The following is a 25,292-nucleotide window of genomic DNA, read 5'->3' as shown; positions in this document are numbered from 1 at the left end:
AAAGCAAAACAATGATAAAAATTACTTGATTTCAAACACCGTTGCTTAACTAAACCACGAGGAAATAATAGTTTTCTCCACTTAGACGTTAAACCAAAAAAACTGAGTTCTAGGACACGTGAAAAAGACGAGCAAGAGTACCTTCACTGGGAAACCTGTAGTCTGAGTAAGCCAATGAAACATGCTGGGCACTTTTTACAAGCGTACTGCAAACTCGACAACACGCATGACAATGGAAACGTTTACAGCGTATATCCAACTAAATTGTAGTTAATCAAATTAAAATAGTCAACCCAAAAATAAAGTGAAGAATTGTCTAAAAAAGAGATAAATCAAGCTTGAATGATTTGTCATATTGGGGAAAATCAAACAAAGGCAGCAATAATGAAACACACTAGTTAGCAGAAAAGATAGATTCTTTAGAGTTTTGCTAAAAAAATGTAAACGATATTGTTTGCGCTTACAAAAGGAGGTATACTTGATTTGTATTAAGTTATATTAATATAAGCAGGAGGAATTTATGATGACGAAAAAAGTTGCTGTAGTTACTGGTTCGGCAGGTGGTTTAGGTAAGGGAATCGCTGAACGTTTACTGAAAGACGGATTCAGCGTAATGATCCATGATATCAACGAGGAAGCTTTGACTAAAACTGAAAGTGAACTTAAGTCATTAGGTGAAGTTGCTAAATTTGTTGGTGATGTTTCTAAGAAAGAAGATCAAGAAGCTTTAGTTGCTGCAACCGTAGAAAAATTTGGCCAACTCAATGTTTTTGTTAATAATGCCGGTGTTGAAGCAGTCACACCGTTCTTGAAAATTGATGAGAAGGAATTGGAACGGACATTTAAGATCAATGTTTTCGGAACTGTTTATGGCACACAAGCCGCTGCGGAACAATTTATCAAACAGGGTACTCCTGGTAAGATCATCAATGCTTGTTCGATCGCAGGCCATGAAGCATATGAAGTATTAGGCACATATTCAGCATCCAAACATGCAGTTAAGGCCTTTACGCATGTTGCTGCTAAAGAACTTGCTTCAAAACATATTACTGTGAATGCTTATTGTCCAGGTGTTGCTAAGACGAAGATGTGGGATCGAATCGATGCTGAAATGGTCAAGGCTGATCCATCATTGAAACCTGGAGAACCATTTGCTAAATTCTCTGGTGAAATTGCTTTGGGCCGTTATGAAGAACCAACTGATGTTGCTAATTTGGTCCACTTCTTGGCTTCGGAAGATTCAGATTACATCACAGGTCAAGCAATCTTGGTCGATGGCGGTTTAGTTTATAATTAAAATAAAAAGAGCTGACACTAGTGCGTACTCTGAAAAGAGCTGGGCACTAGTGTTTTTTTGCGGCCGATATTTGAGAAAAGCGTGTGAATCTAGTGTATCTTAAAAATCCATTTGCTATACTTGGCCTGAATTATTCATACTTTTCGTTGCAGTTAAAACTTTGTGCAAAGTTACTTTAGTGTGTAAAAAAAGCAGCTTTTTGTTAGTTTTGTTGTCGGACTGTTTAAAAAAGGACAGACTTCACCCTTTCCCTAAGAAAAACATTTTTTATTTTGTGAGTTCACAGCGGATATATTTTTAGATTTTGAATCTTGAACAGTGTCTGCCAAAATAATTTATCGAACACATTGGTCTGAGATAAATGGACCCAGACTTGACGCGCATGGTGCGTGACCTTAGCTGCCACATGGAGTAATTTAAAACGGATCGTCCCGACCTGAGCGTGTTTAAGCTTTGTTGGTAAAACTAAGTTCTTCATGGCTTGCAGTATATTATAAGCGACCCCAGCTACCAGCATCCGGAACTCATTGGCCTCAAAACTAGAACTGTCCGTTTTATCAAAGTGAAAGCCACGTTTAACTTCTTTGATCAAGTCTTCCATGGAACCGCGTTGGTGATAGAGGGCAAAGACTTGTGGACCGCTTAATTCTTCCAAGTTGGTCACGATAAACTCATGGTCAAACAGAAAGTTGCCCGCCGGCCGCGTTGATTTAATAATCACACGATAAGGTCGTGACCAACTTTGAGGACAATAGTCTCGCAGGACATGCCATTGGACTTCAGCTTCGGTGAAGTCCTGGTCACCCACTTGGATCAGGTTTTCAGCCCGACTTTGGAGCTGGTAGTTCGCTTTTAAACGAATCACGAACTTAGCCTGCTTTTTATCACACGCATGGTAGATCCCTGGAGCTGCGAAACCAGAATCTCCCCGCACTAAGACATCCAGGGAAGATCCGTCATAGGCCCGTAAGCTCCGTAATAAAAATTTAGTCGCACCTTGGGAAGTATAGCGATTGCCGGGGCGTAATTGAGCATTCAACAAGCAGCCCGATAAAGCATCAAAGGCTAGTAAAGGATGATAACCGTTGGTCTGGTAGTGACCGTTATAAGCACTCTTTTCTTGGTCACCAAACGTATCGGCATGTGTCGAATCTAGATCAAGGATCAGCTGATGTTGATTTAGCTGCCCAAGAACAAAGTGAGCTACCGAGCCGAGCAATGATTTGACTGAAAAGAGCCCAGACGCTGAAATGTGATTGATAAAGCGTGAAAGTGTCGGCTGGGAAGCGACCGCTTGAGACAAGACCAGCTTAAAATCAACGGCGTGTGACAAGGTATTAGCCGACTGATCTTGGCAGTATCCTGCCAGCAATTGCAACAGCAACTGCTTAAATAAATTGTTCAAGGGAAAGGTACAATATTTACGGTCATCTTTAAAATGCAAGTTATCTTCTAAGAGCTGGTCAAAGTGAATTTGGTGCAGAAATTCAGCAATTAATAAAGTTCCGGCATCGTTCGCTAACTCACCACCGTCATTAGAAATGTTGATCTGGTCATTGAATAAAAGTTTTTCATGATGTAAAGTTGACATAAGGAGCACTCCTGTTCTTTGTGGTTTTCATCGACTTTACAATAGCACAGGATGTGCTCTTTTTGTACACCCAACAGGTGAAAAACGAAAAAGATGCGAACTAGCATGACAACAACAAAAAGTAGTCCTTAAGGGAAAAGTATGAATAATTCAGGCTTGGGATGGATAGTAATTAATTTGCAAATGAGAAGGCCCATTGAATATGAATAAAAAGAAAATAACAATTAAAGATGTCGCTAAAAAAGCAGGACTGTCAATTACCTCAGTTTCGCAGATCTTGAATGGCAACACTCAGCGTTTTAGTGAGAAGGCAATTAAAAAAGTCTATGCAGCACAAAAAGAATTAAATTATGTGCCCGACTTTTTTGCGCAACGGATGGTAACGAAGAAAAGCCATTTGATCGGCGTCTTAGTTCCAGATATCAGTAACCCCTTTTTTGCCCAACTTTTTTTGGGAATTCAAGATATCTTGAATAAGCAGGGTTATGTGGCTTTGATATATAACATGGAGGGCGACGAAAAACAAGAAAGTCATTATGTTGAGGATCTGATCAGACGTGGGGTCGATGGCTTGATCATCGCTAGTTCGGCCTTTTCAGATCAGTCGATCTATCAGGCCTTGCAAAGAGAAAACCTGCCAATGATCGTGATGGATCAAAAGACAGAAACTGACATGGTGGACGCTGTTCAAGCCGATAATTATGATGGTGGTAAACAAGCAGCGCTTTATTTACAAGAACTTGGTCATAAAAAAGCGGCTGTCGTTTTGCCTGAAAATCCAACTGTTAATGTTCGCAAACGCTATGAAGGATTTGCGAGTGTTTATGGTGATGAGTTGCTGGTGGTCAATGGCGAACTATCGACCAGTGGTGGTCAAGGTGCTGTGAAAAAAATCATAAATTCGGACATTACAGCGATTTTTGCGATCAACGATTTAATTGCGTTTGGTTTATATATGGGGCTAAAAGAGGCCGGTAAAAAAATCCCAAATGATTATAGCGTAGTCGGATTTGATGATATTAGTCCGTGCGGGTACGTCACACCGCCACTAACAACGATCGCACAGCCAACTTTTGAATTAGGACAAGAGGCGGCTAAGATGTTAATGGGACGGTTAAACTCACCTCAAAAAGAACCAGAAGAAAAAATGCTCCCTGTGAAATTAGTTCAACGTTTTTCAGTAATGCCCTTGAAATAGCTTTCAAAAGGTGTTACTATTTTTTTGTTGGAACTGATAAAACGTTTTACTAAATTTATTTTTGGTGGAACTAAGAACCCATGTAAGGTGGTAATTATTATGAATAAAGTAACGGTTGTCGGGAGTATTAACTTAGATACAAATTTGCGTGTTAAACGGATGGTCAAGCCTGGAGAAACGATCCACGCTAAAGAACATTATTCTGCAGGCGGAGGTAAAGGTGCTAACCAGGCCGTCGCTGCTTCTCGTGCCGGTGCTCAAACGTCATTTATCGGTGCTGTTGGAGACGATGCTCCGGGTAAGCAAATGATGGATCTTTTGAAAAATGAAGGGATCGATCTGACGGGGATCGATACTATCGCTGATGAATCCACAGGGCAAGCTTTTATTACTGTTGATGATGAAGGTGAAAATGCGATCACGATTTATGCTGGTGCCAACTTTGCTTTTGGACCAAAAGAGATTGCTCAAAAGAGTGCTTTGCTCAAGGATAGTGACTTTGTGATCGCTCAATTTGAAACACCGATCGCTGCAACTGTCAAAGCTTTTGAAATCGCACATGAGGCAGGCGTTAAAACGATCTTGAATCCTGCCCCTGGTGAAGACCACATTTCTGAAGAATTACTAAAAGTCACAGATATGATCACTCCAAACGAAACTGAAGCTGAGACGATCACTGGCATTCATGTTGAAGACGAAGCCTCTGCCAGAAAAGCTGCTACAAAGTTGCATGAGCTTGGTGTAGATGTGGCAATTATTACGATTGGTTCCAAGGGGGCCTTTTATGATTACGATGGTGTTAGCGAGTTGGTTCCGGCATTCAAAGTTAAGGCAGTGGATACAACAGCTGCAGGTGACACATTTATTGGGGCAATGAGCAGCATCCTAAAGCCGGATTTTTCTAATTTGAAGGAATCAATTTTGTTTGGCAACAAAGCTTCATCCTTGACTGTCCAGCGTTATGGAGCACAACCATCGATCCCATACCAAAAAGAGATCGAAGCAAAATAACAGGGCGGAGAAAACCGGTTAAGACTCGAGCATTATCGGACATATGCGTTAGAGCGCGTTTTTCAGCGATGTAACGCATAATGTTGGATAAGCGGAAAGCCTTGGTTTTTGGAGCCCGACTACTAAAACAGGGCGAAGCAAGCCGGGAGAACTTGGGCACCAAGGGACTCAGACATTATGACAAGTGATTTACTTGCCGTGATGTCGGAGTTGATTGGGCGGAAAGTTCTGGCTTGAGTAGCTCAGTAGCTTGACTAAGATTTTTGATTTATATGGAAGGAAGTATAGTTCATGAAAAAGACAGCAGTTATCAATTCGAATCTATCACGGGTAATTTCACAAATGGGGCATTTTGACAAATTAGCCATTGGCGATGCAGGTACTCCAGTTCCAGATGGGACTGAAAAGATCGACTTATCTGTTACTCGTGGGATCCCAAGTTTCATGGATGTCTTAAACAATGTCTTGGAAGAATTGGAAATTCAAAAAATCTATTTGGCTGAAGAGATCAAGACTGAAAATCCAGATATGTTGAAACAGATCAAAGAACGTTTGCCAGAAACACCAATTGAATTCATCACTCATGAAGAATTGAAGTCAGACCTGAAAGACTGCAAAGCCTTTGTTAGAACTGGTGAAATGACACCTTTTGCCAATATTATGTTGGAAAGTAATGTCGTATTTTAACGGATTTGCTGCATGTCTGATTTAGAGAGGTCAGATATGGAGGACTAATGAGAGAAAAGAAAGAGACAAAATTTTTGTTTCGTTTGAGCAGGAGGATAAATAATGAATGCAGTAGCACTTTTAGTAGGCCTTGGTCCTTTACTAGGTTGGGGCTTGTTTCCAACGATTGCTTCTAAAATTGGCGGCAAACCATCGCACCAAATTTTAGGTGCCACGGCTGGTACCTTTATCTTTGCAGTGATCTTTGCTTGGGTACAGGGAATTCCAATGCCAAGTGGTTCAGCTATAGTATTATCAATTATTTCTGGTGTTGGTTGGGCTTGTGCACAGATCGTTACTTTTATGTCATTTGGTTTGGTTGGTTCTTCACGTGCTATGCCTATTACGACAGCTTTTCAGTTGTTGGGTGCTTCTCTTTGGGGTGCATTTTACTTAGGTGATTGGCATGGTGTTACCAGCAAAATTATCGGGATTTTGGCTTTGGTTGCAATTATTATCGGAGTATATATGACAGTTTGGTCAGAACATAAAACTTCTGAAAAATCAGGCTATTTGAAAAAAGCCGTTTTATGGTTAGCAATTGGTGAAATTGGGTATTGGGCATATTCAGAAGCGCCGCAAGCAGCCCATATTGACGGCATGCATGCTTTCTTGCCGCAATCTATCGGTATGCTTCTTGTTGGTATCGTCTATGGGATCATCATGACGTTCAAAGGACAAGGAGAAAAGCCTTTGAAGGATAGTTTGTCATATAAGCAGATCATCGCAGGATTCTTCTTTGCTTTTGGTGCTTTGACATACTTGATCTCAGCTCAACCGGATATGAATGGTTTGGCTACAGGTTTTGTTTTGTCACAGACCTCAGTGATCCTGGCAACCTTGACGGGTATTTGGTTCTTGGGTCAAAAGAAAACCAAAAAGGAAATGACGATCACGGTCATTGGTTTGATAATTATTGTTTTAGCAGCAGCGGTAACTGAATTTATTTAGTAGATCAATGACACTAGTTAGTTGCTTGGTGTCAATTGAGCAAAGAAAAAAAGCTCGTATTTTGCCTAGGGAAACCAGGAAAAATACGAGCTTTTGTTAAACTGGAAAATGAGATCAGACAATGGGTTATTTTGTGTTTTTTACACTGAAAAGGATAATAATTTCTTGATGCGTAATTAATCAACTTGATTAACATTTCACAAAAAATAGTTCTTATGTTAGAATACAATAATTTATGATACTCATAGTTTTTTATGGGGTTGACAATTCTAAAATCTGTGCATCATTTGAAGTATGTTGTGGTATACTAAAATATGTTAACCGCGCTTTCATGCGGTTATTTTTGGAAGAAGAAATAATATATAAAAGACAGGAGGGAACACCGACGAAATATGAAGGAAATTCAGTTGAAGAAGCGCTTTCTGCAGGTTTGACTGACTTACATGTAACCCGTGCACAAGTTGACGTTCATGTTATTTCAAAAGGTAAAAAAGGTTTTTTAGGGATCGGGAAAAAATTGGCCGCAGTTGAAGTAACTGTTAAACAAGCAAAACGATCTGAAAAGTCGGCTCCAGAAAAAGAGAATAGGCCAAAGTATCAGGCTGTAAAAGAAGCTACAGCTGATCAGGCACAAAAAGAAAAGTCTAGTGTACAAAAAAAGCAGGTTAAAGCAGCACCTAAACAACAGTCAAAAGCTGCATCAGTTTCAGCTAAGGCTCAAGAAAAACCTGATACATCATTTGAAGATGTACTAGTGGATCTGGGTAATTACTTGGCAGAGGTCACGAAAAAAATGGGTATCAGTGCGACGATCAATGTTACACCTGAAAAACATACAGTTTATTATGACTTTGAGACAGAACAAGAAGGTTTGCTGATCGGCAAACGCGGTAAGAATCTAAATTCGCTACAGCTATTAGCGCAAGACTTTTTGGATAAACGTGTGCGTCGCCGTGTTCGCGTAATTTTAGATGTTGCTAATTATCGCGATCGGCGGGCGGAAACTTTGTCGCATTTGGCACAGAAAACGGCTCGTGATGCAATTGCCGCAGGTAAACCGATCACGTTAGATCCAATGCCAGCACTGGAACGCAAAGTGATCCACACTAGTTTGGCAGATAATGAGCATGTTAAAACGTATTCTAGGGGTAACGAACCACGTCGAGCAGTCGTAGTCGATCCGCAATAGTCAAATGATCAGTTGTTGATAGTTGGAACTCTTATATGAGCCTGATTATTTATAAAGAGGAGAATTTCCATGAAAGAATATAAACCAGAGCATATTGAAAACGAGCTTTGTTTTGCGATTTATTCGGCACAAAAATTTTATACGAAGTTTTATTCAGAGTCTTTAAGGGACTTTAACTTGACCTATCCACAATACTTAACTTTGTTAGTTTTGTGGGAAGAGAAACGTCCAATGATGATCAAAGAGATCGGTGCTCGTTTGAAACTGGACACGGGTACTTTGACACCATTATTGAAACGGATGGAAAAAGACGAATGGTTCACACGGACTCACGTTCCTGAAGACGGTCGTAAAGTTTACATTGAATTGACCAAGAAGGCCGTTGATAACGAAAATGTGATCAAGAATCAGATCAAAACATGTCTGGACTCGATCGATATGACTTATCCTGAATATCAGAATAGCGTTGAGACTGTTAAGTCGATCGGACAAAAAATCAAAAAAGTTGATGAAACTTTGGAAAGTCGCTAAAAAACAGAGTGGAGCAAGCCGGGAAAACTCGAATACCAAAGGACTCTTATATGACAAGTGTTTTTCTTGTGTTTGGAGTTGATTGGTGGAATGTTCTGGCTTGAATAGCTTGATTATCAAACAGCAGGTCCTCGTTGTGGGGACTTGCTGTTTTTGCAAGGAGGAAAATGAATTGTTATTTGAAAAGATCGATCATCTTGCTATTATTTGCCATGATGAACAGCAAGCAGTGGATTTTTACGTTAATAAACTCGGTTTCACAATCCAGGATCGCCATGAACGTCCAGAAAAAAATGATGTCTTATTTCACTTAAATGGCGGAAGCTTTGTAATAGAACTTTTTATCAAAGCAACGGCACCCGCACGTCTAACTGATCCGGAAGCATTAGGATTGCGTCATCTGGCATTTAAAGTCGCTGACATCGAGCAGGCGGTTCGTGATTTAGCCACACGTGGGATCGATTGTGAGTCAGTGCGCCGCGATGATTTCACTGGAGAAAAGATGACCTTTTTCTTTGACCCAGATCGTTTGCCACTAGAGTTGCATGAGTAAGAAATTTTTTATAATGAAGATGGGATGCAGAACATCAATTTTTGACTACTGCATCCCAATTTTCATTTTAATATTATTTTGAAGATCCGAGTTTCTTGAGGCAAAGGCTTGCGTTGGCTTGACTTGAGTTTAATTACGTTACTTTCGGACTAAATTCTCTTCGACTTAGGACTAATTGATTTGAACATAGAAGTTTTTGGGTCAAGTGTTAGTTTTGCTTGGTAATTTTTTTAGCAACGTGTAATATCCCTTCCCATGTTTTTGCTTCGGATGTTTTCAGATTATGCTTGATAGCAGGCAAGGGCAGAGCATAAAAATTGGTGATCAACTCTGCCACTAATTCTGGCTTTTCAAGGGGTAACCAGTGTCCGCCTTTGATAGACTACCACGAGAAATTTCCACCAACGTATTTTCCTGAAGCTGCCATTTGTGCTTCGCTGAGATAAAGATCATCTTTCCCAAAAATGCCAAAAACTGGAACCTGAGTTGGTGGGAAAGCAACTTTAATTTTTTGCGGTTTAAGATTAGCACGATATAGATTCAAGGCCGCTGTGAATCGTCCGGGACGACTCAAATCAGGGATCCAGTTAGAATCAACTTCGGGGTTGTTTTCGCTAAATAAACGGAGCACAGCCCAATCATTTTGCGAAAACATTTTTTCCGCAAAGCCTGCTGTTTGAAAGGCCATGGTATACCAGCCCTTTTGTTGTTGCTCAAAACCGCCATCATTTAAGTAAGCACGCGGATGACCGACGCAAAGCGGGACAAAAGAACTGAAATGTTCAGGGTAAAAAGTTATCAAACACCAACCCAGAAGCGAGCCCCAGTCGTGTCCTACCAACTTGATCGGACCATCTAATGCCAAACTCTTTTTAAGTTCGATGATGTCTTGAATTAAGTATTTGATTTTATAGCTTCCGCAAGCAATCGGCGCCTCTGATTCGCCGAAGCCGCGCAGATCTGGGGCAATGATCCGGTAACCATCTTTGATCAAAATAGGGGCGATATTGCGCCATACATCAGCGGAATCAGGAAAACCGTGGAGTAAGATGATCGGAGTTCCAGCGCCTTCATCATAGTATGCCATTTTAATACTTTTTAATTTGATTTTTTTGCGCGTTAACTGACGCTGCATAAAATTACCTCCTGCTTTTGTTGGTTTTCAACACTTTTATCATACGTTGATTTTACTCATTTTGCCAATGTCAAAGCTTATTATAGCAGCAAAAAAGCAGCCGCTATGAATAATAACAACTGCTTAAAAATTAAATATGATCAATTATTTATAATCATTGGGGTCAGCTTGGAGTGGGCCATACTCATCCATCTGAGAGTCACGGAAATCCCACCATTCACTTTCGTAACCGATAAATCCTGCTTGTTTCATTGCGTCATCTAAAATTTTATGATATTTAGCAGCTTCCTTTGGCCATTTTGATGAACGGCGCGCCATTCCTGTAAAATCATCGAAGCCGGTCGGCATCGGGCATTCTTCCCCATTTGCAAACGCCAAAGTCAAATCAAAGGTGACTCCTTTTTGGTGGCTGTAATTTGGATCGGGCGGTGCAACGAACTCAGGATCCGGGTAAACATCAAACAATTTTTTCTGAGCACTTGATGGACGAAAAGCGTCCCAGATTTTTAATCGGTAGCCTTGTTCTTTAACGATCGAGTTGGCCACGGCAAGTTTACGAGCCGTTCCTGTGCGTGCAATAGCAGTTGAAAAATCGTAAACCACTTTACCTGTGAAGTTATTAGTAGTGGCGTAGCGCAAATCTACGATAATATCAGGATCAAGTTTTTGGACATTGGTAAAACCGGTCAATTCAGCATCCATAAAAAATACCTCGCTTTCATTTTTACCCCAAAAAATTAGTTATTTTTATTACTGTAAGGTACTTCTTTCTAATCTCTTTTCTCATATATAATACTATTTTACTCGAAATAATGTCTGATTCATAATAATTGTTTTTTAAAAGTGCTTTTACTTGAGAAGACTTTTGAGACTTGCAATAATAAGGCTGAATCTAGCAGATAGAGACTTATTGCTAACTGTAGTTATATGTAAATTTAATAGAGTTGCACATTATTGCTTTACTTTTAATATTATATGTCATATAATATTGTCATAAAGTAAAAAAGAACTAACTTAAGCATAAATTAGTTAGGTACAGGGGGGAGTAATTATGGATAAAGCAAGGTATCTAGTTGACTTAGAAGATTACTTGAGTGGTTTAAGCGATGAAGAAAAGAAAAGTGTCCTAGAATACTATGATGAATACTTATCTGATGCCGGTTTGGAAACTCGAGAAGAAATTGAGCGCAAATTGGGTACTCCACGTCAATTAAGCCGAACGATCCTTGCAGATCGTTCGATCAAACAAAGTGAAAAAGAAACTAAAAGCAGCCGCTTTGCTTCACCATCGTCTAATTCAAAAATGATCTGGTTGATAGCTTTAGCGATCATTACCTCGCCGTTTACACTGGCGATCGGATTCTTTGTTTTAATTGCGTTGATAGTTGTAGGTGCTATATTGCTAGCAATTGTGATCAGTTTAGTAGTAATGATCGCCGCTGCGGTCGTGGTCGCGGGAATGGCTTTGTATGCCGGATTAGGTTTACTATTTACAGCACCATTTGTGGGTCTGTTTTATATTGGCGGCGCTTTGAGTGCAGCTGCTGCTTTAATGATCGTGATCCCGATCTTATATTGGTTATGTGCGGCTGTTATCCAAGGGATCGCTAATTTTTCCCGTTTCGTTTACCGCAAGTACGGAAATCGTAAAGGGGGCAGAGCATAATGAAAAAAGCATTTAAATGGGGCTGGGTCGTCTTAGCAGTCGGATTGCTGTTCTTGTTGATCGGTGGTTTTGCTCACGGTGCCAAAAATGTGGTTTTTAATGGTTGGCGTCCAATGGTTTATAGTACCAAACCTGATTTTCAAAAGGATTACGCTGTTGCTGATTTTGATCAAGTCGATGTGGCTACTAGCAATGCCGATGTTACGATCAGACGGGGTGATGCTTATCGGGTACAATATCATGGCCGGAAAAGTGCACGCCCAAGCGTTAAGGTCTTAAATGGCCGTTTGACAGTTCGTCAAAAAGGCTCAACCGAAAAAAATGGGTTTATCGGTTTTCGCTGGTTTGACTATAGCCAAGATGTAAGTAATAAATTAACGGTCTATATTCCAGATAACGTTAAACTTAAAAAGATCCGCAATCTCAATAACTATGGTGATACTCACATGCAAGGAATTAGTATTGCTAACTTAGAAGCTATCGGTTCCGATGGTTCCTTAAAATTGAGTAATTTGAATGTTGATACTACAAATATTGAAATGCGTGATGGCGATGTTTATTTGGAAAATACGAACTTGCTGGGCGGATTAGTTACCAGCGAAGATTCAGACATTGATGTGCAAAATGGAGCTTTAAGAAATGTTGAGCTCCAGCAAGATGATGGTGATATCAGCATGCACAATGTGGCGTTAGATGGCGGTAAAGCAAATGTTTCTGAAGGTGATGTCAATATTACCGAAAGTACAGTAACACGCGGCTATTCATTGACTAACTCTGATGGCGATAATGTGTTAAGAAATGTCAACGCAGGCGGTTTCGATGTGACAAACTCTGATGGGGATAATACGGTATTCGGTAATAGCTCTGAAAGCGGGCATATTCACAGCGGTACAACACAAAATGTGGTAATAGTTAAAAATTCTGATGGAGACAACACGGTACGTTAAGCAGGGTTTATCAAAGAAAGGAAGCATTGCTTATGAAAATTCAAGTGACCGCTGATCTGCTTGACGGACTGGTCTTAGCCTTGTTGAACCGTGAAGATTATTATGGTTATGCATTAACACAAGAAATGCAAAAGGCAATATCAATTTCAGAATCGACGATGTATCCTGTACTTCGTCGATTGAAAAAGGATGGCTATTTGACAACTTATGACCAGCCATTTCAAGGCAGGAATCGCAGGTATTACCAAATAACTGATAGTGGTGAAAAGCATTTAGAACAAGTCTATAAAATGTGGACTGATTATAAAAACAGCTTGGATCAAGTTTTTATTCCAGATAAAGAACATGATTCAGCTCGACAGGCTTAGAAAGATAAAACTTAATGGCGCGTAAAACCAACAAAGGAGTGGCTCTAATGGCTAAAAAGAAAAAACAATTGACGAAGTCGTCGGATAAGATCGTAAGTGGTGTGTTTGGTGGGATTGCTGAATATTTTGGTTGGGATAAGACAATTGTTCGGTTGATCGGGGCATTCTTGATCATCTTCCCTGGGACGGTTGTTTCCGGAGTGGTCTTATATGTGATCGCTGCGATGGTCATGCCTGATCCAACTCAAGGAAATGGCGGTCAGTCCGATGATGACGATGATTCAGTGATCGAGGGCGAATTTAGAGAAAAATAAAGATTCACAACTTACCAAAAAGTTTCCTCACATGCGTGTGGGGAAGCTTTTTTAGGTAGAGTGAGCAAGTGTCTTTATAGCGCGTCATTTTTTAAGGGTAATTGATTGTCAATTATTCAATTCTTCGATATGGTTAGGGCAGGAAAAGCATAGTGTGTTTCTGGCGATATAAAACCAGAGCGAATCGGTTAAAAGTTGAGCACTAGCAAGTTTTCTCGTTATATTGTGCACTTGGCAATATAGTGTGAAAGTTGTTTAGACGGAACTTCTTACTTGCAGAGCCCGACTACAAAAACAGGGCGGAGGCAAGCGGGAAGAAGCGAGTATATCGGGCTTTAATAGTATAGTGCGTTTTTTGCACTGTACTGTGAAAGTGAGATAGACGGAACTTCTTACTTGCAGAGCCCGACTACAAAAACAGGGCGGAGGCAAGCGGGAAGAAGCGAGTATATCGGGCTTTAATAGTATAGTGCGTTTTTTGCACTGTACTGTGAAAGTGAGATAGACGGAACTTCTTGCTTGCAGAGCCCGACTACAAAAACAGAGCAGAAAAATTCGACTACAAAGGAGTGGAAAAGTTGAAAAGATTAGTACAGTATTTATGCACAGCAGTAGTAATGTTGATTTTAGTGGTAGGCTGTTCCAGTACGTCTTCTCAAAACAAAAACTCATCTTCTCACAGTCATTCATCTGAAAAAATGGAGATGCATAAGCATTCAAATTCGAAAAAAGTGAGTGGTTTAAAGAAGGCTAAACATCCAAAATATGCAATCGGGACTAAAGTTAAATTAAGTGCTGATCATATGGAAGGTATGAAGGGCGCCGCTGCCACGATCGTAAACGCTTATGATTCAAAATTGTATGCAGTAAATTATAAGTCAACGACGGACAAGAAAGTTGTTAAAGATCATAAGTGGGTCACAAACGATGAAATCGAAGGTAACCGCAAAGAGTACAAAAAAGGTGACAAGGTGACCTTAAGTGCTGACCACATGCCTGGAATGAAAAACAGTTCGGCAACGATCGTTGAGATCAGGCGCGGTCCGGCTTATATAGTGAACTATCAACCAACGAACGGGGATAAAAAGGTCACTAACCACAAATGGGTTGCAGAAGATGAGATCGAAAAACGTTAGGTAACCTGAAAGTTTGTTTTTAAAGGTTTCGATTTGTTAAATTAGTCCTATGATGGAATCTGCAATCAAAAGACAGCGGAAGTAATAGCTGTAAATTTGAAACCTAACCAAGTTATTTTTTCAAAAATTAACTAACTATAAAAGTGCTCAATTTGTGATAGAGTCACATTTGTGCAAACAAAAACCATTATCCTAAATGATGAAGAGGGTAATGGTTTTGTTTTATTGATTTTTTAGTAAAGGCGAGTCGGCTTTATCCCCGAACCACTTCTGGTTGATTTTTTCTAAAGTTCCGTCTTTAGCAAGTTTTTTTAAGCCGCGGTTGATCTGTTTTTTCATTGTGACATCACTTTTCCGCATGCCAACGCCGAATTGTTCGGGTGGAAATGCACCGCGGATCGTCTTAAAATCTGCAGGATTTTTTTGGTGGGCAATGTAGTAATCGGCATAGCTGCTATCGATCAATAACCCCTGGATCCGTCCTGAATTTAAATCAATGAAGGCATTTGTAAATGAGTCGTAAAGTATGGGATCGTGGTCTTTGATCCGATTTTTCAAAAGCTGCGGGTATTTGTTGATATCATTGGAACCTGAAGAGCCTGTTTGTGCTCCCAGAATTTTTCCTTGCATAGCAGTGTAGGAATCAATGTGGTCTTTCTTCAACGAAACCAACACTTGGTCGTTGCGCAAATAGGTGTCGCTAAAGGCCATTTTTGCTTGGCGTTCTGGCGTTTTGGTCAGCCCGTTCCAAATTAGATCGATCGTGCCATTTTTTAATTCGGTAGCATTCATTGACCAGTCGATCGTTTGGAAGTTAGTCTTGATGCCATATAGTTTAAAAACAGCTTTAGCCAGGTCAATATCGTAACCGACTAGTTGACCGTTTTTTTGACGAAACCCCATCGGAACAAAGGTGTCGTCCACCCCGATCGTCACATAACCGCGTTTTTGAATCTTGGTCCAGTTGTCAGTTTGATCTGCCTTTTTTCCAACAGAGATGCCGCAACCAGTTAAAATCAATATACAGCATACTAGTGCTAGAAAAGTCGTCAGTAGTTTTTTCTTTTTCAAACAGAGTCGCCTCCTAAGGCATCCAGTGCATTGACGGTAAAGACTTTATCAGCAGTTTGTTTGGCAAAATCCATATCATGGGTCACGATCACTTGAGTCATTTTTTCATTTTTCAAGCTTAAGATGATCTCACCGACTTTTTCCCTTAAGGCTGGATCTAAGGCCGATGTTGGTTCGTCGTAACATAAAACTCGTGGTTCCATCGCTAAGGCACGAACGATAGCGACACGTTGCTGTTGACCACCGGATAATTGATACGGGTACAGCTCTTCTTTTCCAGCGAGATCTAATTTTTGCAGCAATTTTTCGGCTTTTTTTTGAGCATCTTTTTCGTTTTGCTTTAAAACCAGTTTTGGTGCTAAGGTAATGTTTTGCAAGACTGTCAAATTAGGAAAAAGTTGGTAGTCTTGAAAAACGACACCAATGATTTGTTCGGCACTTGCTGGACCTGCTGGGTCAAAGGGTTGACCGTTTAGCAAAAAAGAGCCGCTTTCAGGGATCTCAAGACCGCTTAAACAACGAAGCAAGGTAGTTTTACCTGCACCGGAAGGACCAACGATGGCAAGGATCTCACCGTCAGGGATCTGAAGATTTAAGTTATCAAGAATGGTACGTTCACCAAATTTTTTCGTAATATTTTTCAATTCAAGCATAAGGATCCTCCTTTTTTAAAACAGGGTGTAAAAGTTGGCTAGGCACAGACATTTGGTTCACGGAACCCAACTAGAAAACAGGGCGAAGAAAACCGCTTAAGGCTCGAGCGTTATCGGACCCATGTGTTAAATTGCGTTTTTTAGCGATGTAACACATAGGTTGGATAAGCGGAAAGTCTTGGTTTTCGGAATCCGACTAAAAAAACAGGGTGGAGTGGACCGGGTAAAAGTCGAACACTAGCGGACTTTAACGATAAGTCGTGGTTTTTACGACTTGTTGTTGAAGTTAGCTAGACACAGACATTTGGTTCACGGAACCCAACTAAATCACAGGGCGAAGTAAGCCGGTAGGACTTGAGCAGCCCGACAATGAAAATAGGTTGCAACATGACAGCAAGGGAATTCGGATCAAGTCTTACTGTCTTACTTTAACCATTTCTATCTCCACTTGGCGTAATGCTGTTCAACTTTTCGAAGTGCATATGAAGCAACACCGGTCATGGCAAGATAAATTACACCAACTAAAACAAGTGGAAGTAATGTTACGTCTCGAGCTGTTGCAACATTACCGGCTCGTAAGAGGTCACCGAGACCGATAACGTATACGAGTGAGGTATCTTTAACTAAGTTCACGACTTCGTTGCCGATCGATGGGATCACTATCTTGATAACTTGAGGGATCACAACATGCAGCAATGTTTGCCACCTAGTTAAGCGCAATACTTTAGCACTTTCAAACTGTCCCTCGGGAATTGCTTGAAAACCACCACGAAAAATTTCCGCGAAATAAGCCGTGTAGTTCAAGATAAAAGCACATAGCGCAGCATCATAACGTTGGAAAATGATCCCGATGATCGGCAGACCATAAAAAATAAAAATTAGTTGGAGCAATAATGGGGTCCCACGCATGATCCAAACATAAAATTTTAAAATAGCTCGTAGAGGACTAAATTTGGAAAGAAGCCCCAGACTAACGATAACGCCCAATGGAATCGAGGCAACTAATGTCCATAAAAATATTTTAAGGGACATCCAAGCCCCGGAAAGTAAAGATGGTGCAATTTGTTCAATATAATTCATAAAGTAACCTCCTATTGAAAAACATAGCGGAACAAGCCGGGAAAATTCGAGCACCAAGGGACTCGGGCATTATGACAAGAGATTTTCTTGTTATGATGTCGGAGTTGATTGTGCGGAAAGTTTTGGCTTGAGGAGCTCGACTACTAAAACTGAACAGAGTAATTCGGCTGCAAAACTTGCGAAATTTAAGTAATAAAAAAAGTCGTCTTCCATGCCATAATTGACACAGAGGACGACTTTTGTCGTGGTCCCACCTCGTATTTATTATCTGCTCACACAGATAAACTCAGTGAGTTTGTTTAAATTACCGTGATAAAATAAAAAGCCGTCCTTAGGCACTAGGCCTAAGAGGACGACTACTCGCGGTTCCACCTCATGTTCATCGTTTGTTCACACAAACGACCTCACAGAGTTTAATTTACTCAAACTCATGCACTAACGGGGCGTCCCGGAATTTCTTACTTTTATCAAATTCAGAAAATCAACTGACAGGTGTGATTCATTACAAACTGACATATACTCTTTCCAGCACCGAGTACTCTCTAAATGTGTATGTAATTACTAGTCTGCTCATAGCTTTTAGTTATTATTCAAGTTATTTTCAATTATAAAGGCCAAAAGTGAGAAGTCAATTCAAAATTTTTAATTAATTACATCTTTTGCCTTGCAAAAGCACTATTTGCAACTGAATTAAATGGTTGTTGATTCCACGATTTTAAATTAACATACGGAATCATTAGACTAAAAAACAAGATAATAAAATGGTCGATGGTTTTGTTTTACGACTTCTGAATTTTTTCAAATAAAAAAGCGGACTGTAAAGATAGCTACTATCTGCAGTCCACTTTTTGTCTGAAAAATGTTGTTTTTACTTAATAAAAAGTTCTTTTAAAGCATCTTGTGTAGACGATAATGGTTTACCTAAATATTTTTCCATATCATCAGGTTCAACAGCCAAACTACCGCTCTTAACGATCTCCTGTGAGGAAGCAGTAAAGTCAGCCGCATCTTTAGGTAAGTCTGCATTATCTTGAAGAAATTGTGAAACCGTGTCAGCGTCAGTTGTAATGAAGTCAAATTTTTTGCCAGATACTTTTTCTAAAGCTTCGGCTAATTGTTGATAGGTCAGCAGCGGGCCACCAACTTCAAGAATACTTGGAAAATCAAATTTACCCGAAACAGCCCGAGCGGCTAATTCTGCAAATTCACGTTTCAGACCCCAGCCGGCTTTGCCTTCACCGCCAGCGTGGATAAACTTACCAGTTTTTAAGGCAGAAGTAATTACGCCGCCTTCGTTTTCAAGGTACCAATTATTACGCAAGAAAGTATGGTCGATCCCTGACTCAAGGATCAACTTTTCAGTGTATGCGTGGTCTTGTGCCAGTGGGCTAGTTGATGTGTCTGCTTTGCCAAAACTTGTGTAAGCAATGTATGAGATACCGGTTTTTTGGGCAGCATCAATGACATTTTTATGTTGTGGTTGACGCCCAATTTCACTGCTAGATACGAATAGTAATCTATCTATGCCATGAAAAGCTTGTTCTAAAGATGTTGGGTCATCGTAAGTTGCGATTTTAACAGAGAAGCCGTTTTCTCTAAGCTGTGCAGCTTTCTCCTCACTTCTGGCTAAAGCGAAGATCTCATCTTGAGGAACTAATTTTTTTAAGGCAGCTAAAGCATAAGTTCCAAAACCGCCTGTTGCACCTGTCACTAAAATACTCATATTGTTACATCCTTTCATTTTGGCTGTTAGAATAAATAACTGTATATTTAAAATATACAGGTTTATAATAAAGACTCAAAGATAAATAGTCAAGAATTTGCAATTAGAAATAGTAATTAACTTTCTGGGGGAATAAAAAACGTATGAAAAATTCTATTCAATTTAGTGACACAGTGCATATTATTTCTTATATTGCTATATTTCAAAATACGGATCGGTTATCTAGTAAAGATATCGCAGAAAGCGTGCAGACCAATCCCACTAACGTCCGCAAGATAATGGGTAATCTCAGGAATGCCGGCTTGATCAAGACCACAAATGGGCGAGCACAGCCAGCCGTTGCCAAAGATGTCAATGAGATCTCTTTTTATGATATCTATCAAAGCTTGGATAATAAAGAACTATTTCAGGTGGATACGAATACGGAACCCAAGTGTGTAGTAGGGGGGAATATTCAAGAAATTTTGCAAGATGACTACGCTCTTTTGCAAACAACGGTTGAAGAAAAAATGAAGCAAATTTCTTTAGGTACTGTTTTGCATCAGCTGGCAACTATTGAGGTGAAAAAAAAGCGGGGAAATCAAGACATCGTGGCAAAATTCTTGTGATCTGCTGAGGCTTGTTCCAATAAAATGGTTATTCAAGACTGGCTCCTTCCATAATATAATCAAGAATTTTAAACATCACATTTTTATTTTCTGCTGGTACTGGAGTATTCAAAATATCGGCAGCTGTTTGTTGAAGCACAGTTCCTTTGATATAGGGGAAGTCGTTGACGACCATCTCGCGTACGTTGTCACTTTGCGGTTCAAAGTGGAATTGCAAGCCAACAATGCGGTGGTTCATCACGAATACTTGATTCTTGAGATGAGAACTGGAAAAAAGTAGTTGAGCTTGTGCAGGTATCTCAAACATTTCTTCATGCCAGTGCAAGGCTGTTAATTTTTCTGGAATACCAGAAATGACATTAGCTTGCAGGTAAACGGGCGCCCAACCGACTTCCTTAGCTGGTGCCTTGATGACAGGATAGCCCAAGGTTTTCGTAATTTGTTGTGCGCCATAGCAAGCTCCAAACATTGGCGTGTCATTGTTTAGCAACTGCTGGATCAAGTGACGTTCTTCCTTGATCCATGTCAAATCATCGTTTGGGCTCATTGGTCCACCCAAAATTACCAGCATGTCAGTTTCTGATGCCTGCGGCAGATAACCGAATTGATATGGATGGTAAATATAAGTTTGATGCCCGTGTAATTGGGCCCAATCTAAAATGGAACCTGGACCTTCATTAGGTGTGTGTTGTAAGATATTGATCCGCATGAAATTACCTCTTTTTGTTTGTAAAATAATTTATTGTTGTAATTAAATTGATGATCATATTTTAGTTTTGTTCTCAGATACATCAATAGCCAACGGTCACTGATATATCTGAGCCACTTTCCACCGTAGTATGCCTATCTTTTTCATATCAACACCGATCGTTTTTTGGTGCAAGTTAGTGGCGAATGCCAGCTTGTTTCTGGTACCGCCTTGAGGATCAGAAGTGTTGCTGCATTTAGTTTTTGGACTCAAGTTGGTTAACAAATTAGCTGTTTTTTTATTTGCCGCTAACTTGGTGAGCTTGGTATGATCTTGTTTTTCAAGCATAGTATTGATCTGATCGTTTAGCTCATAGGAAATATATGAGCCTGAATACACAAATAGTGCTGCGCTTAAGGCAAGTATTACCCCAACTGATAAAAATGCTGTGGTTTTAATCTTCATATTTTTATTCGACCTTACTCCAGCTATCTAGTGTTCTGCCGTCTTTGTCTTTAAGTTGCAGCCAACTGTTGGTCCCGCCAAAGTATAAAAACAAGCCAACCTCATTGGGACTTTTTAACACAATATCGGCAACTGTCTGCTTTCCAGTAATTTCATTCTCATGTTCGATTCGTAGTTTTTGAGCAAAGCGAGCGGAAAAACCGACCGAGCCGTCCTTGTTGAGGGGGATCTCTGTTTGCAGCTTTGCCCCGGATTTGATCACTATTTCTGAACGTTTTTGCCAAAAGACTGTGGCGGTCGCACCATGATAGTCAAGGTAAAAGGGGAGCGTGGAAATTTCTTTAGTCCATTTGTGACGTGGTTTGCCAGCTTTTTTGGCGTAGGGCTTTTTAACTTATAACCAAACTGAGCCAAAATTAAAGCAATAACTTGAACTTTTTTTTTCACGGCAGCTTCAAATTCAACCGGAATTTGAGGCGCTTTTTCATTTTTTCCAGCTAACTTTACTAAGCCAAATTTCAGATGATCCAGCTTAAGAGTATTGTCGTTCATTGAAATGATGATCATTGTCTGACTCTTTTTTGTTTTTGAAAGTGGAAGAGTAGTGATCGTAACAAGTTTCCGGTCGTCAAAGATCAAACAAAGGCCATCTTCTTTTAAATTTGCAACTGCACAGTCAGACGTGATCATCAGCTGTAATTGATGTGCTGGTATAGTTATCTGTGTGTTGTTCTCTTCGATTTTGACAGTTAAATTCAGCATGATACTTACTCCTTATTTCATTCATCTTTGAGCATTGTCCACAAGTTTCCGTCGTGGAAACCGTCCGCTAATAGTTCGCTTGCTCGGATCGTGCCATTCAAATGAAAACCGGCTTTTTGTGCGACATGGTTACTGCGTGGATTGTCAGTGGCAGCGTGGATCTCGATCTTATTGACAGCATAGTCTGCAAAGCCTAAATGACACATCGCTAAGACGGCGCGGTGCATGATGTTATTGCCGCTGAATTTTGTTGCTAGCCAGTAACCGATCTCGGTACTTTGATCCATTTGTAAAAAACGATTGAAGCTGATCATTCCGACAGGCTGGTCGTGATAGCGAATGATCAAGTTCACAGACGTGGAATTGCCAAAATGTTCGAGCACTGTGGTTAAAAATTTTTCTTCATCCGCCACGCTCTTCATTTCTGGGACCCAGGGCAGCCAAGTTGCCAAATCTGGACGACTTTTTTCAACCAGTTCAAACAATGGTTGTGCGTCGATTTGCGGACGGGGGAGAGCTAGACTGAGTTCGTCATCGATCTGATATGTAAACATGGTAGTTCATCTCCTAATTTCGTTATTGTTTTAACTAACTGTACTTACTTATTGCAAATTTAGCAATAAGTAAGTACGATAACATTAACAAAAATCATACACTTAAGGTGTAATGGAAGGTAGATCATGATGAGTGAAGAATAAATTTGTTTTGCTGGCAGATATGCTGGTCAATATGGGGATCGGGTTGATCATGCCGATCACGACGCTATACGTACATAATTCTCTCCACAAAAGTTTGGTCGTGGCGGGCTATGTCTTACTAGGTTTTTCTGGTGCGATGACACTTGGCAGCTTGTTGGGTGGGCGTTTGTTTGATAATTGGCACCAAAAAAAGACGATGTATTTAGGCGGAACGATCCAGGTTATAGCATTGCTGTTGTTGACCGTCTTTCCCGTCTGGCCGCTTTATCCCTTCTTATTAGTTTTGTATGGCTTAGGTTTGGGTATTTTAAATTCCGCAGTGAACGGTTATTTAGCCTTCCTGCAAAAGGATGACCCGAACATCTTTAACAACGGTTATTGGTTGGCAAATATTGGGATGGCTTTAGCGACGCTGCTGTCGGGTTTGTTATTTGACATCAGCATTCGTCTAATTTTTGGCGGTTCGGCGCTGTTGTTTTTCATGACACTGTTGCTGATTCGGGTCAAATTTCGAGACTTTTCGGTCGAAAAACATTCTGGGCGGCCGCTTGCAGTTTCCCAAAAGTCCAATCGGGCGAATGTTTGGGGGATCACGCTAGTATGTGTAACGATGATCGTGATCTGGATCTGTTATGAGCAGTGGAATAGTAACGTTTCCGTCTTAATGACTGGTCAAGGTATCTCTGTTGCACGTTACAGTATGTTATTTACAATTTCTACCCTAGAAATTGTGGTTATGCAACCCTTTATTACGCGACTTTTTCCAAATACATTTCGCGCTGACAAATTGCGGGTCATTTTAGGCGTTTTGGTCTTTGCTTGTTCCTATTTGACATTGGTCGGAGCCGATGTTTACTGGCAATTTGTTTTGGGGATCACGTTTGTTTCATTAGGTGAGATCTTAGCTTTGACAGCGATCCCGATGTTATTGAACCGTTATGCGCAGGATAATGATCGCGGAACGATTCAGTCTCTTGGTAGTCTGTCAGGGTCATTAGGTCGAGCTTTGGGGCCCTTATCTGGCGGTTGGTTAATTACTGCTTTAGGGTATAGCAAGACATTTTTAGTTTTCTTTGTGGTGCATTTAGTGATGGCAGTGATCTTACTTGGAGTTCATGCTCCAAGTAAAAGAATAAATGAATAGTGAGAGGATGAGATTTGATGCGGGCAATTTTAACAACGATCGGACAGGATAAAGTTGGTATCATCGCGGGTGTCAGCCAATATTTGGCAGAACACGCAATTAATATTTTAGATGTTTCGCAAACGATCATGGAAGGAAATTTCACGATGATGATGTTGGTCGACTTGCCACAGGAGACTGACTTCCAAAGTTTGACAGCAAAATTGAATGAATTAGGCACCAAATTGGGTGTTGAGATCAATATTCGTAACGAAGAAATTTATCGTGCCATGCATCAATTATAAAGAATGGAGGTGATTGCAGAAATGGAAACAGAGAAAATCATGGAGACGGTCAATATGATCACCAACGAAAATTTGGATGTTCGGACGATCACCATGTCCATCTCGCTATTAGATTGCATCGACAGCGACAGTGATACGGCTTGTCGCAAAATCTATAATAAGATCACAACTAAGGCGCGTGATTTGGTCAAAGTCGGTCAGCAGATCGAAGCAGAATATGGGATCCCGATCACTAATAAAAGGGTGACGGTCACTCCAATTGCTATCGTCGCAGCTGCTAGTCATGACAAAGATTATGTTAAATACGCTAAAACATTAGACCGTGCTGCACACACGATCGGCATCGACTTTATTGGCGGTTATTCAGCGTTAGTTCAAAAAGGTTTCCAACAAGGCGATCATACTTTATTGAATTCATTACCAGAAGCTTTAGCGGAGACTGAATTGGTTTGTGCCTCGGTCAATGTCGGCTCAACGCGTTCAGGGATCAATATGGACGCAGTTGCTCAAATGGGCGAAGTTATTGTGGATGCTTCCAAACGTGATGTGATGACTAACGCGAAGATGGTTGTCTTTTGTAACGCAGTCGAGGACAATCCATTTATGGCTGGCGGTTTTCAGGGGATCAGTGAACCAGATGTTGTGATCAATGTCGGAGTTTCTGGCCCAGGTGTTGTTAAAGCAGCACTAGAAAAGGTCAAAGGGCAATCAATGGATGTCGTGGCTGAAACAATTAAGAAGACAGCTTTCAAGGTCACTCGTATGGGGCAGTTGGTCGGCACGCTGGCAGCGCAGAAATTACACACTCAATTTGGCATCGTCGATTTATCCTTAGCGCCAACGCCGGCGGTGGGGGATTCGGTCGCTCAAATTTTAGAAGAGATCGGTCTTGAAAGTGTTGGAACTCACGGAACCACAGCGGCTTTGGCATTGTTAAATGATGCAGTCAAAAAGGGAGGCATCATGGCTTGCAGTCATGTTGGCGGACTCTCTGGTGCATTTATCCCAGTTTCAGAGGATGCTGGAATGATCGATGCCGTGACTGCGGGACATTTGAATATCGACAAGTTAGAAGCAATGACCGCAGTCTGTTCTGTTGGGCTTGATATGATCGCCATCCCAGGTGACACTCCGGCAACAACGATCAGTGCAATGATTGCTGATGAGGCTGCGATCGGTATGATCAACAATAAAACGACTGCAGTGAGAGTCATCCCAGTTCCTGGCAAAGACGTTGGCGATTTTGTCGAGTTTGGCGGTTTGTTGGGGCATGCGCCTGTCATGAGCGTTAACCAGGCCTCGTCGGCCGAAATGATCCAACGTGGAGGGACGATCCCCGCCCCAATTCACAGCTTTAAAAATTAGACCACTATTTGGCAATTGAATTGGGAGAACAAGGGGATAAAGCTTTGAAAGGTTCTGTCCTATCCAGTTGAGGAGCAAATTGGCTAGAAGTCGGCGAAAGAATTAGCCAATTCAGATAAATCGGCTAGAAGTCGGCGG

Annotated in this window: 30 protein-coding genes and 1 other annotated feature; of the genes, 17 read left to right on the top strand and 13 right to left on the bottom strand. The window is 40.7% G+C overall.

Going from position 1 to position 25,292, the window contains the following annotated elements; translation table 11 throughout:
• Positions 1-523 precede the first annotated feature (523 nt).
• A complete protein-coding gene (locus BQ5903_RS10820) occupies positions 524-1,297 on the top strand; it encodes an acetoin reductase (protein ID WP_079579526.1) in 774 nt (257 codons plus the stop codon).
• Positions 1,298-1,577: 280 nt separating this feature from the next.
• Here the strand turns inward: BQ5903_RS10820 and BQ5903_RS10815 are convergent, their stop codons facing one another.
• The gene (locus BQ5903_RS10815) at positions 1,578-2,888 is read right to left on the bottom strand and encodes an IS1380 family transposase (protein ID WP_010499933.1); all 1,311 of its coding nucleotides are present in this window, start codon (positions 2,886-2,888) and stop codon (positions 1,578-1,580) included.
• Positions 2,889-3,090: 202 nt separating this feature from the next.
• Between BQ5903_RS10815 and rbsR the strand changes: the two genes are divergently transcribed.
• The 7 genes from rbsR to gloA2 all read left to right on the top strand — a co-directional run bounded on the left by rbsR (position 3,091) and on the right by gloA2 (position 9,047).
• A complete protein-coding gene (gene rbsR / locus BQ5903_RS10810) occupies positions 3,091-4,086 on the top strand; it encodes a ribose utilization transcriptional repressor RbsR (RefSeq protein WP_056988110.1) in 996 nt (331 codons plus the stop codon).
• Between the two features lie 99 nt (positions 4,087-4,185).
• Entirely contained in the window at positions 4,186-5,097 is a 912-nt protein-coding gene (gene rbsK, locus BQ5903_RS10805; protein WP_079579525.1) for a ribokinase, read from the top strand.
• 291 nt (positions 5,098-5,388) lie between these two features.
• Positions 5,389-5,784 (top strand): D-ribose pyranase, encoded by a 396-nt coding sequence (gene rbsD, locus BQ5903_RS10800; RefSeq protein WP_010497730.1) that lies wholly within the window; start codon positions 5,389-5,391, stop codon positions 5,782-5,784.
• Positions 5,785-5,886: 102 nt separating this feature from the next.
• Entirely contained in the window at positions 5,887-6,774 is an 888-nt protein-coding gene (gene rbsU / locus BQ5903_RS10795) for a ribose/proton symporter RbsU (protein WP_079579524.1), read from the top strand.
• 343 nt (positions 6,775-7,117) lie between these two features.
• Positions 7,118-7,963 (top strand): RNA-binding cell elongation regulator Jag/EloR, encoded by an 846-nt coding sequence (jag, locus tag BQ5903_RS10790; protein WP_154022039.1) that lies wholly within the window; start codon positions 7,118-7,120, stop codon positions 7,961-7,963.
• Between the two features lie 69 nt (positions 7,964-8,032).
• Positions 8,033-8,494: a MarR family winged helix-turn-helix transcriptional regulator gene (locus BQ5903_RS10785; RefSeq protein WP_056972521.1), complete on the top strand. Its 462-nt coding sequence runs from the start codon at positions 8,033-8,035 to the stop codon at positions 8,492-8,494.
• A 172-nt stretch (positions 8,495-8,666) separates the two neighbouring features.
• Entirely contained in the window at positions 8,667-9,047 is a 381-nt protein-coding gene (gloA2, locus tag BQ5903_RS10780; protein WP_079579522.1) for an SMU1112c/YaeR family gloxylase I-like metalloprotein, read from the top strand.
• A 208-nt stretch (positions 9,048-9,255) separates the two neighbouring features.
• Here the strand turns inward: gloA2 and BQ5903_RS12475 are convergent, their stop codons facing one another.
• The 3 genes from BQ5903_RS12475 to BQ5903_RS10770 form a co-directional block, all read right to left on the bottom strand.
• Positions 9,256-9,384, bottom strand: a complete 129-nt coding sequence (locus BQ5903_RS12475) for a hypothetical protein (protein WP_269148726.1) — start codon at positions 9,382-9,384, stop codon at positions 9,256-9,258.
• Between the two features lie 45 nt (positions 9,385-9,429).
• Positions 9,430-10,182, bottom strand: a complete 753-nt coding sequence (locus BQ5903_RS10775) for an alpha/beta fold hydrolase (RefSeq protein WP_231920860.1) — start codon at positions 10,180-10,182, stop codon at positions 9,430-9,432.
• A 144-nt stretch (positions 10,183-10,326) separates the two neighbouring features.
• Positions 10,327-10,884, bottom strand: coding sequence for a M15 family metallopeptidase (locus BQ5903_RS10770; protein ID WP_056972343.1), 558 nt, complete (start codon positions 10,882-10,884; stop codon positions 10,327-10,329).
• Positions 10,885-11,233: 349 nt separating this feature from the next.
• Between BQ5903_RS10770 and BQ5903_RS10765 the strand changes: the two genes are divergently transcribed.
• The 5 genes from BQ5903_RS10765 to BQ5903_RS10745 all read left to right on the top strand — a co-directional run bounded on the left by BQ5903_RS10765 (position 11,234) and on the right by BQ5903_RS10745 (position 14,613).
• On the top strand, positions 11,234-11,848 hold the full coding sequence (locus tag BQ5903_RS10765; RefSeq protein WP_056972344.1) for a DUF1700 domain-containing protein: 615 nt from the start codon (positions 11,234-11,236) through the stop codon (positions 11,846-11,848).
• Complete coding sequence (locus tag BQ5903_RS10760) at positions 11,848-12,795, top strand: DUF4097 family beta strand repeat-containing protein (protein WP_056972346.1); 948 nt, start codon at positions 11,848-11,850, stop codon at positions 12,793-12,795. The genes BQ5903_RS10765 and BQ5903_RS10760 overlap by 1 nt, the downstream gene beginning before the upstream one ends.
• Positions 12,796-12,827: 32 nt before the next feature.
• Complete coding sequence (locus tag BQ5903_RS10755) at positions 12,828-13,163, top strand: PadR family transcriptional regulator (protein ID WP_010497707.1); 336 nt, start codon at positions 12,828-12,830, stop codon at positions 13,161-13,163.
• Between the two features lie 47 nt (positions 13,164-13,210).
• A complete protein-coding gene (locus BQ5903_RS10750) occupies positions 13,211-13,477 on the top strand; it encodes a PspC domain-containing protein (RefSeq protein WP_010497705.1) in 267 nt (88 codons plus the stop codon).
• 578 nt (positions 13,478-14,055) lie between these two features.
• Positions 14,056-14,613 carry a YdhK family protein gene (locus tag BQ5903_RS10745; protein WP_010497704.1) on the top strand — a complete coding sequence of 186 codons (558 nt, stop codon included), beginning with the start codon at positions 14,056-14,058 and terminating at the stop codon, positions 14,611-14,613.
• Between the two features lie 222 nt (positions 14,614-14,835).
• On the opposite strand, the gene BQ5903_RS10740 is transcribed toward BQ5903_RS10745, so the two are convergent.
• From BQ5903_RS10740 to BQ5903_RS10725, 4 genes are all read right to left on the bottom strand, one after another.
• Positions 14,836-15,684 (bottom strand): amino acid ABC transporter substrate-binding protein, encoded by an 849-nt coding sequence (locus BQ5903_RS10740; RefSeq protein ID WP_079579521.1) that lies wholly within the window; start codon positions 15,682-15,684, stop codon positions 14,836-14,838.
• On the bottom strand, positions 15,681-16,337 hold the full coding sequence (locus BQ5903_RS10735) for an amino acid ABC transporter ATP-binding protein (RefSeq protein WP_010497700.1): 657 nt from the start codon (positions 16,335-16,337) through the stop codon (positions 15,681-15,683). The genes BQ5903_RS10740 and BQ5903_RS10735 overlap by 4 nt, the downstream gene beginning before the upstream one ends.
• Before the next feature lie 438 nt (positions 16,338-16,775).
• Entirely contained in the window at positions 16,776-17,417 is a 642-nt protein-coding gene (locus BQ5903_RS10730) for an amino acid ABC transporter permease (RefSeq protein WP_056972763.1), read from the bottom strand.
• A gap of 345 nt (positions 17,418-17,762) precedes the next feature.
• Positions 17,763-18,000: a binding site (T-box leader), on the bottom strand.
• A gap of 285 nt (positions 18,001-18,285) precedes the next feature.
• Entirely contained in the window at positions 18,286-19,140 is an 855-nt protein-coding gene (locus BQ5903_RS10725; RefSeq protein ID WP_010497670.1) for an NAD(P)H-binding protein, read from the bottom strand.
• 143 nt (positions 19,141-19,283) lie between these two features.
• Between BQ5903_RS10725 and BQ5903_RS10720 the strand changes: the two genes are divergently transcribed.
• Complete coding sequence (locus BQ5903_RS10720) at positions 19,284-19,748, top strand: Rrf2 family transcriptional regulator (RefSeq protein ID WP_079579520.1); 465 nt, start codon at positions 19,284-19,286, stop codon at positions 19,746-19,748.
• 28 nt (positions 19,749-19,776) lie between these two features.
• Here the strand turns inward: BQ5903_RS10720 and BQ5903_RS10715 are convergent, their stop codons facing one another.
• From BQ5903_RS10715 to BQ5903_RS10695, 5 genes are all read right to left on the bottom strand, one after another.
• Positions 19,777-20,457, bottom strand: coding sequence for a type 1 glutamine amidotransferase (locus tag BQ5903_RS10715; RefSeq protein ID WP_079579519.1), 681 nt, complete (start codon positions 20,455-20,457; stop codon positions 19,777-19,779).
• Between the two features lie 96 nt (positions 20,458-20,553).
• A complete protein-coding gene (locus BQ5903_RS10710; RefSeq protein ID WP_010497658.1) occupies positions 20,554-20,901 on the bottom strand; it encodes a hypothetical protein in 348 nt (115 codons plus the stop codon).
• Between the two features lie 4 nt (positions 20,902-20,905).
• Positions 20,906-21,163, bottom strand: coding sequence for a hypothetical protein (locus BQ5903_RS10705; RefSeq protein WP_010497656.1), 258 nt, complete (start codon positions 21,161-21,163; stop codon positions 20,906-20,908).
• Positions 21,163-21,663 carry a hypothetical protein gene (locus BQ5903_RS10700; RefSeq protein WP_010497654.1) on the bottom strand — a complete coding sequence of 167 codons (501 nt, stop codon included), beginning with the start codon at positions 21,661-21,663 and terminating at the stop codon, positions 21,163-21,165. Before BQ5903_RS10700 ends, BQ5903_RS10705 begins: the two co-directional genes overlap by 1 nt.
• A gap of 17 nt (positions 21,664-21,680) precedes the next feature.
• On the bottom strand, positions 21,681-22,217 hold the full coding sequence (locus BQ5903_RS10695) for a GNAT family N-acetyltransferase (RefSeq protein ID WP_010497652.1): 537 nt from the start codon (positions 22,215-22,217) through the stop codon (positions 21,681-21,683).
• Between the two features lie 133 nt (positions 22,218-22,350).
• Here BQ5903_RS10695 and BQ5903_RS10690 point away from each other — a divergent pair, with 133 nt between their 5' ends.
• Genes BQ5903_RS10690 through BQ5903_RS10680 form a run of 3 tightly spaced genes read left to right on the top strand, consistent with a single transcriptional unit; the run spans position 22,351 to position 25,154 of the window.
• A complete protein-coding gene (locus BQ5903_RS10690; protein WP_010497650.1) occupies positions 22,351-23,505 on the top strand; it encodes an MFS transporter in 1,155 nt (384 codons plus the stop codon).
• A gap of 17 nt (positions 23,506-23,522) precedes the next feature.
• The gene (locus BQ5903_RS10685) at positions 23,523-23,789 is read left to right on the top strand and encodes an ACT domain-containing protein (protein WP_010497649.1); all 267 of its coding nucleotides are present in this window, start codon (positions 23,523-23,525) and stop codon (positions 23,787-23,789) included.
• Positions 23,790-23,810: 21 nt separating this feature from the next.
• Positions 23,811-25,154: a PFL family protein gene (locus tag BQ5903_RS10680; RefSeq protein ID WP_010497646.1), complete on the top strand. Its 1,344-nt coding sequence runs from the start codon at positions 23,811-23,813 to the stop codon at positions 25,152-25,154.
• Positions 25,155-25,292 lie beyond the last annotated feature (138 nt).

It is taken from the genome of Ligilactobacillus acidipiscis (assembly GCF_900116935.1).
GTDB classification, from domain to species: domain Bacteria; phylum Bacillota; class Bacilli; order Lactobacillales; family Lactobacillaceae; genus Ligilactobacillus; species Ligilactobacillus acidipiscis.
The sequence above is the reverse complement of the archived record's forward strand: the minus strand, read 5'-3'. Positions and strand labels throughout refer to the sequence as shown.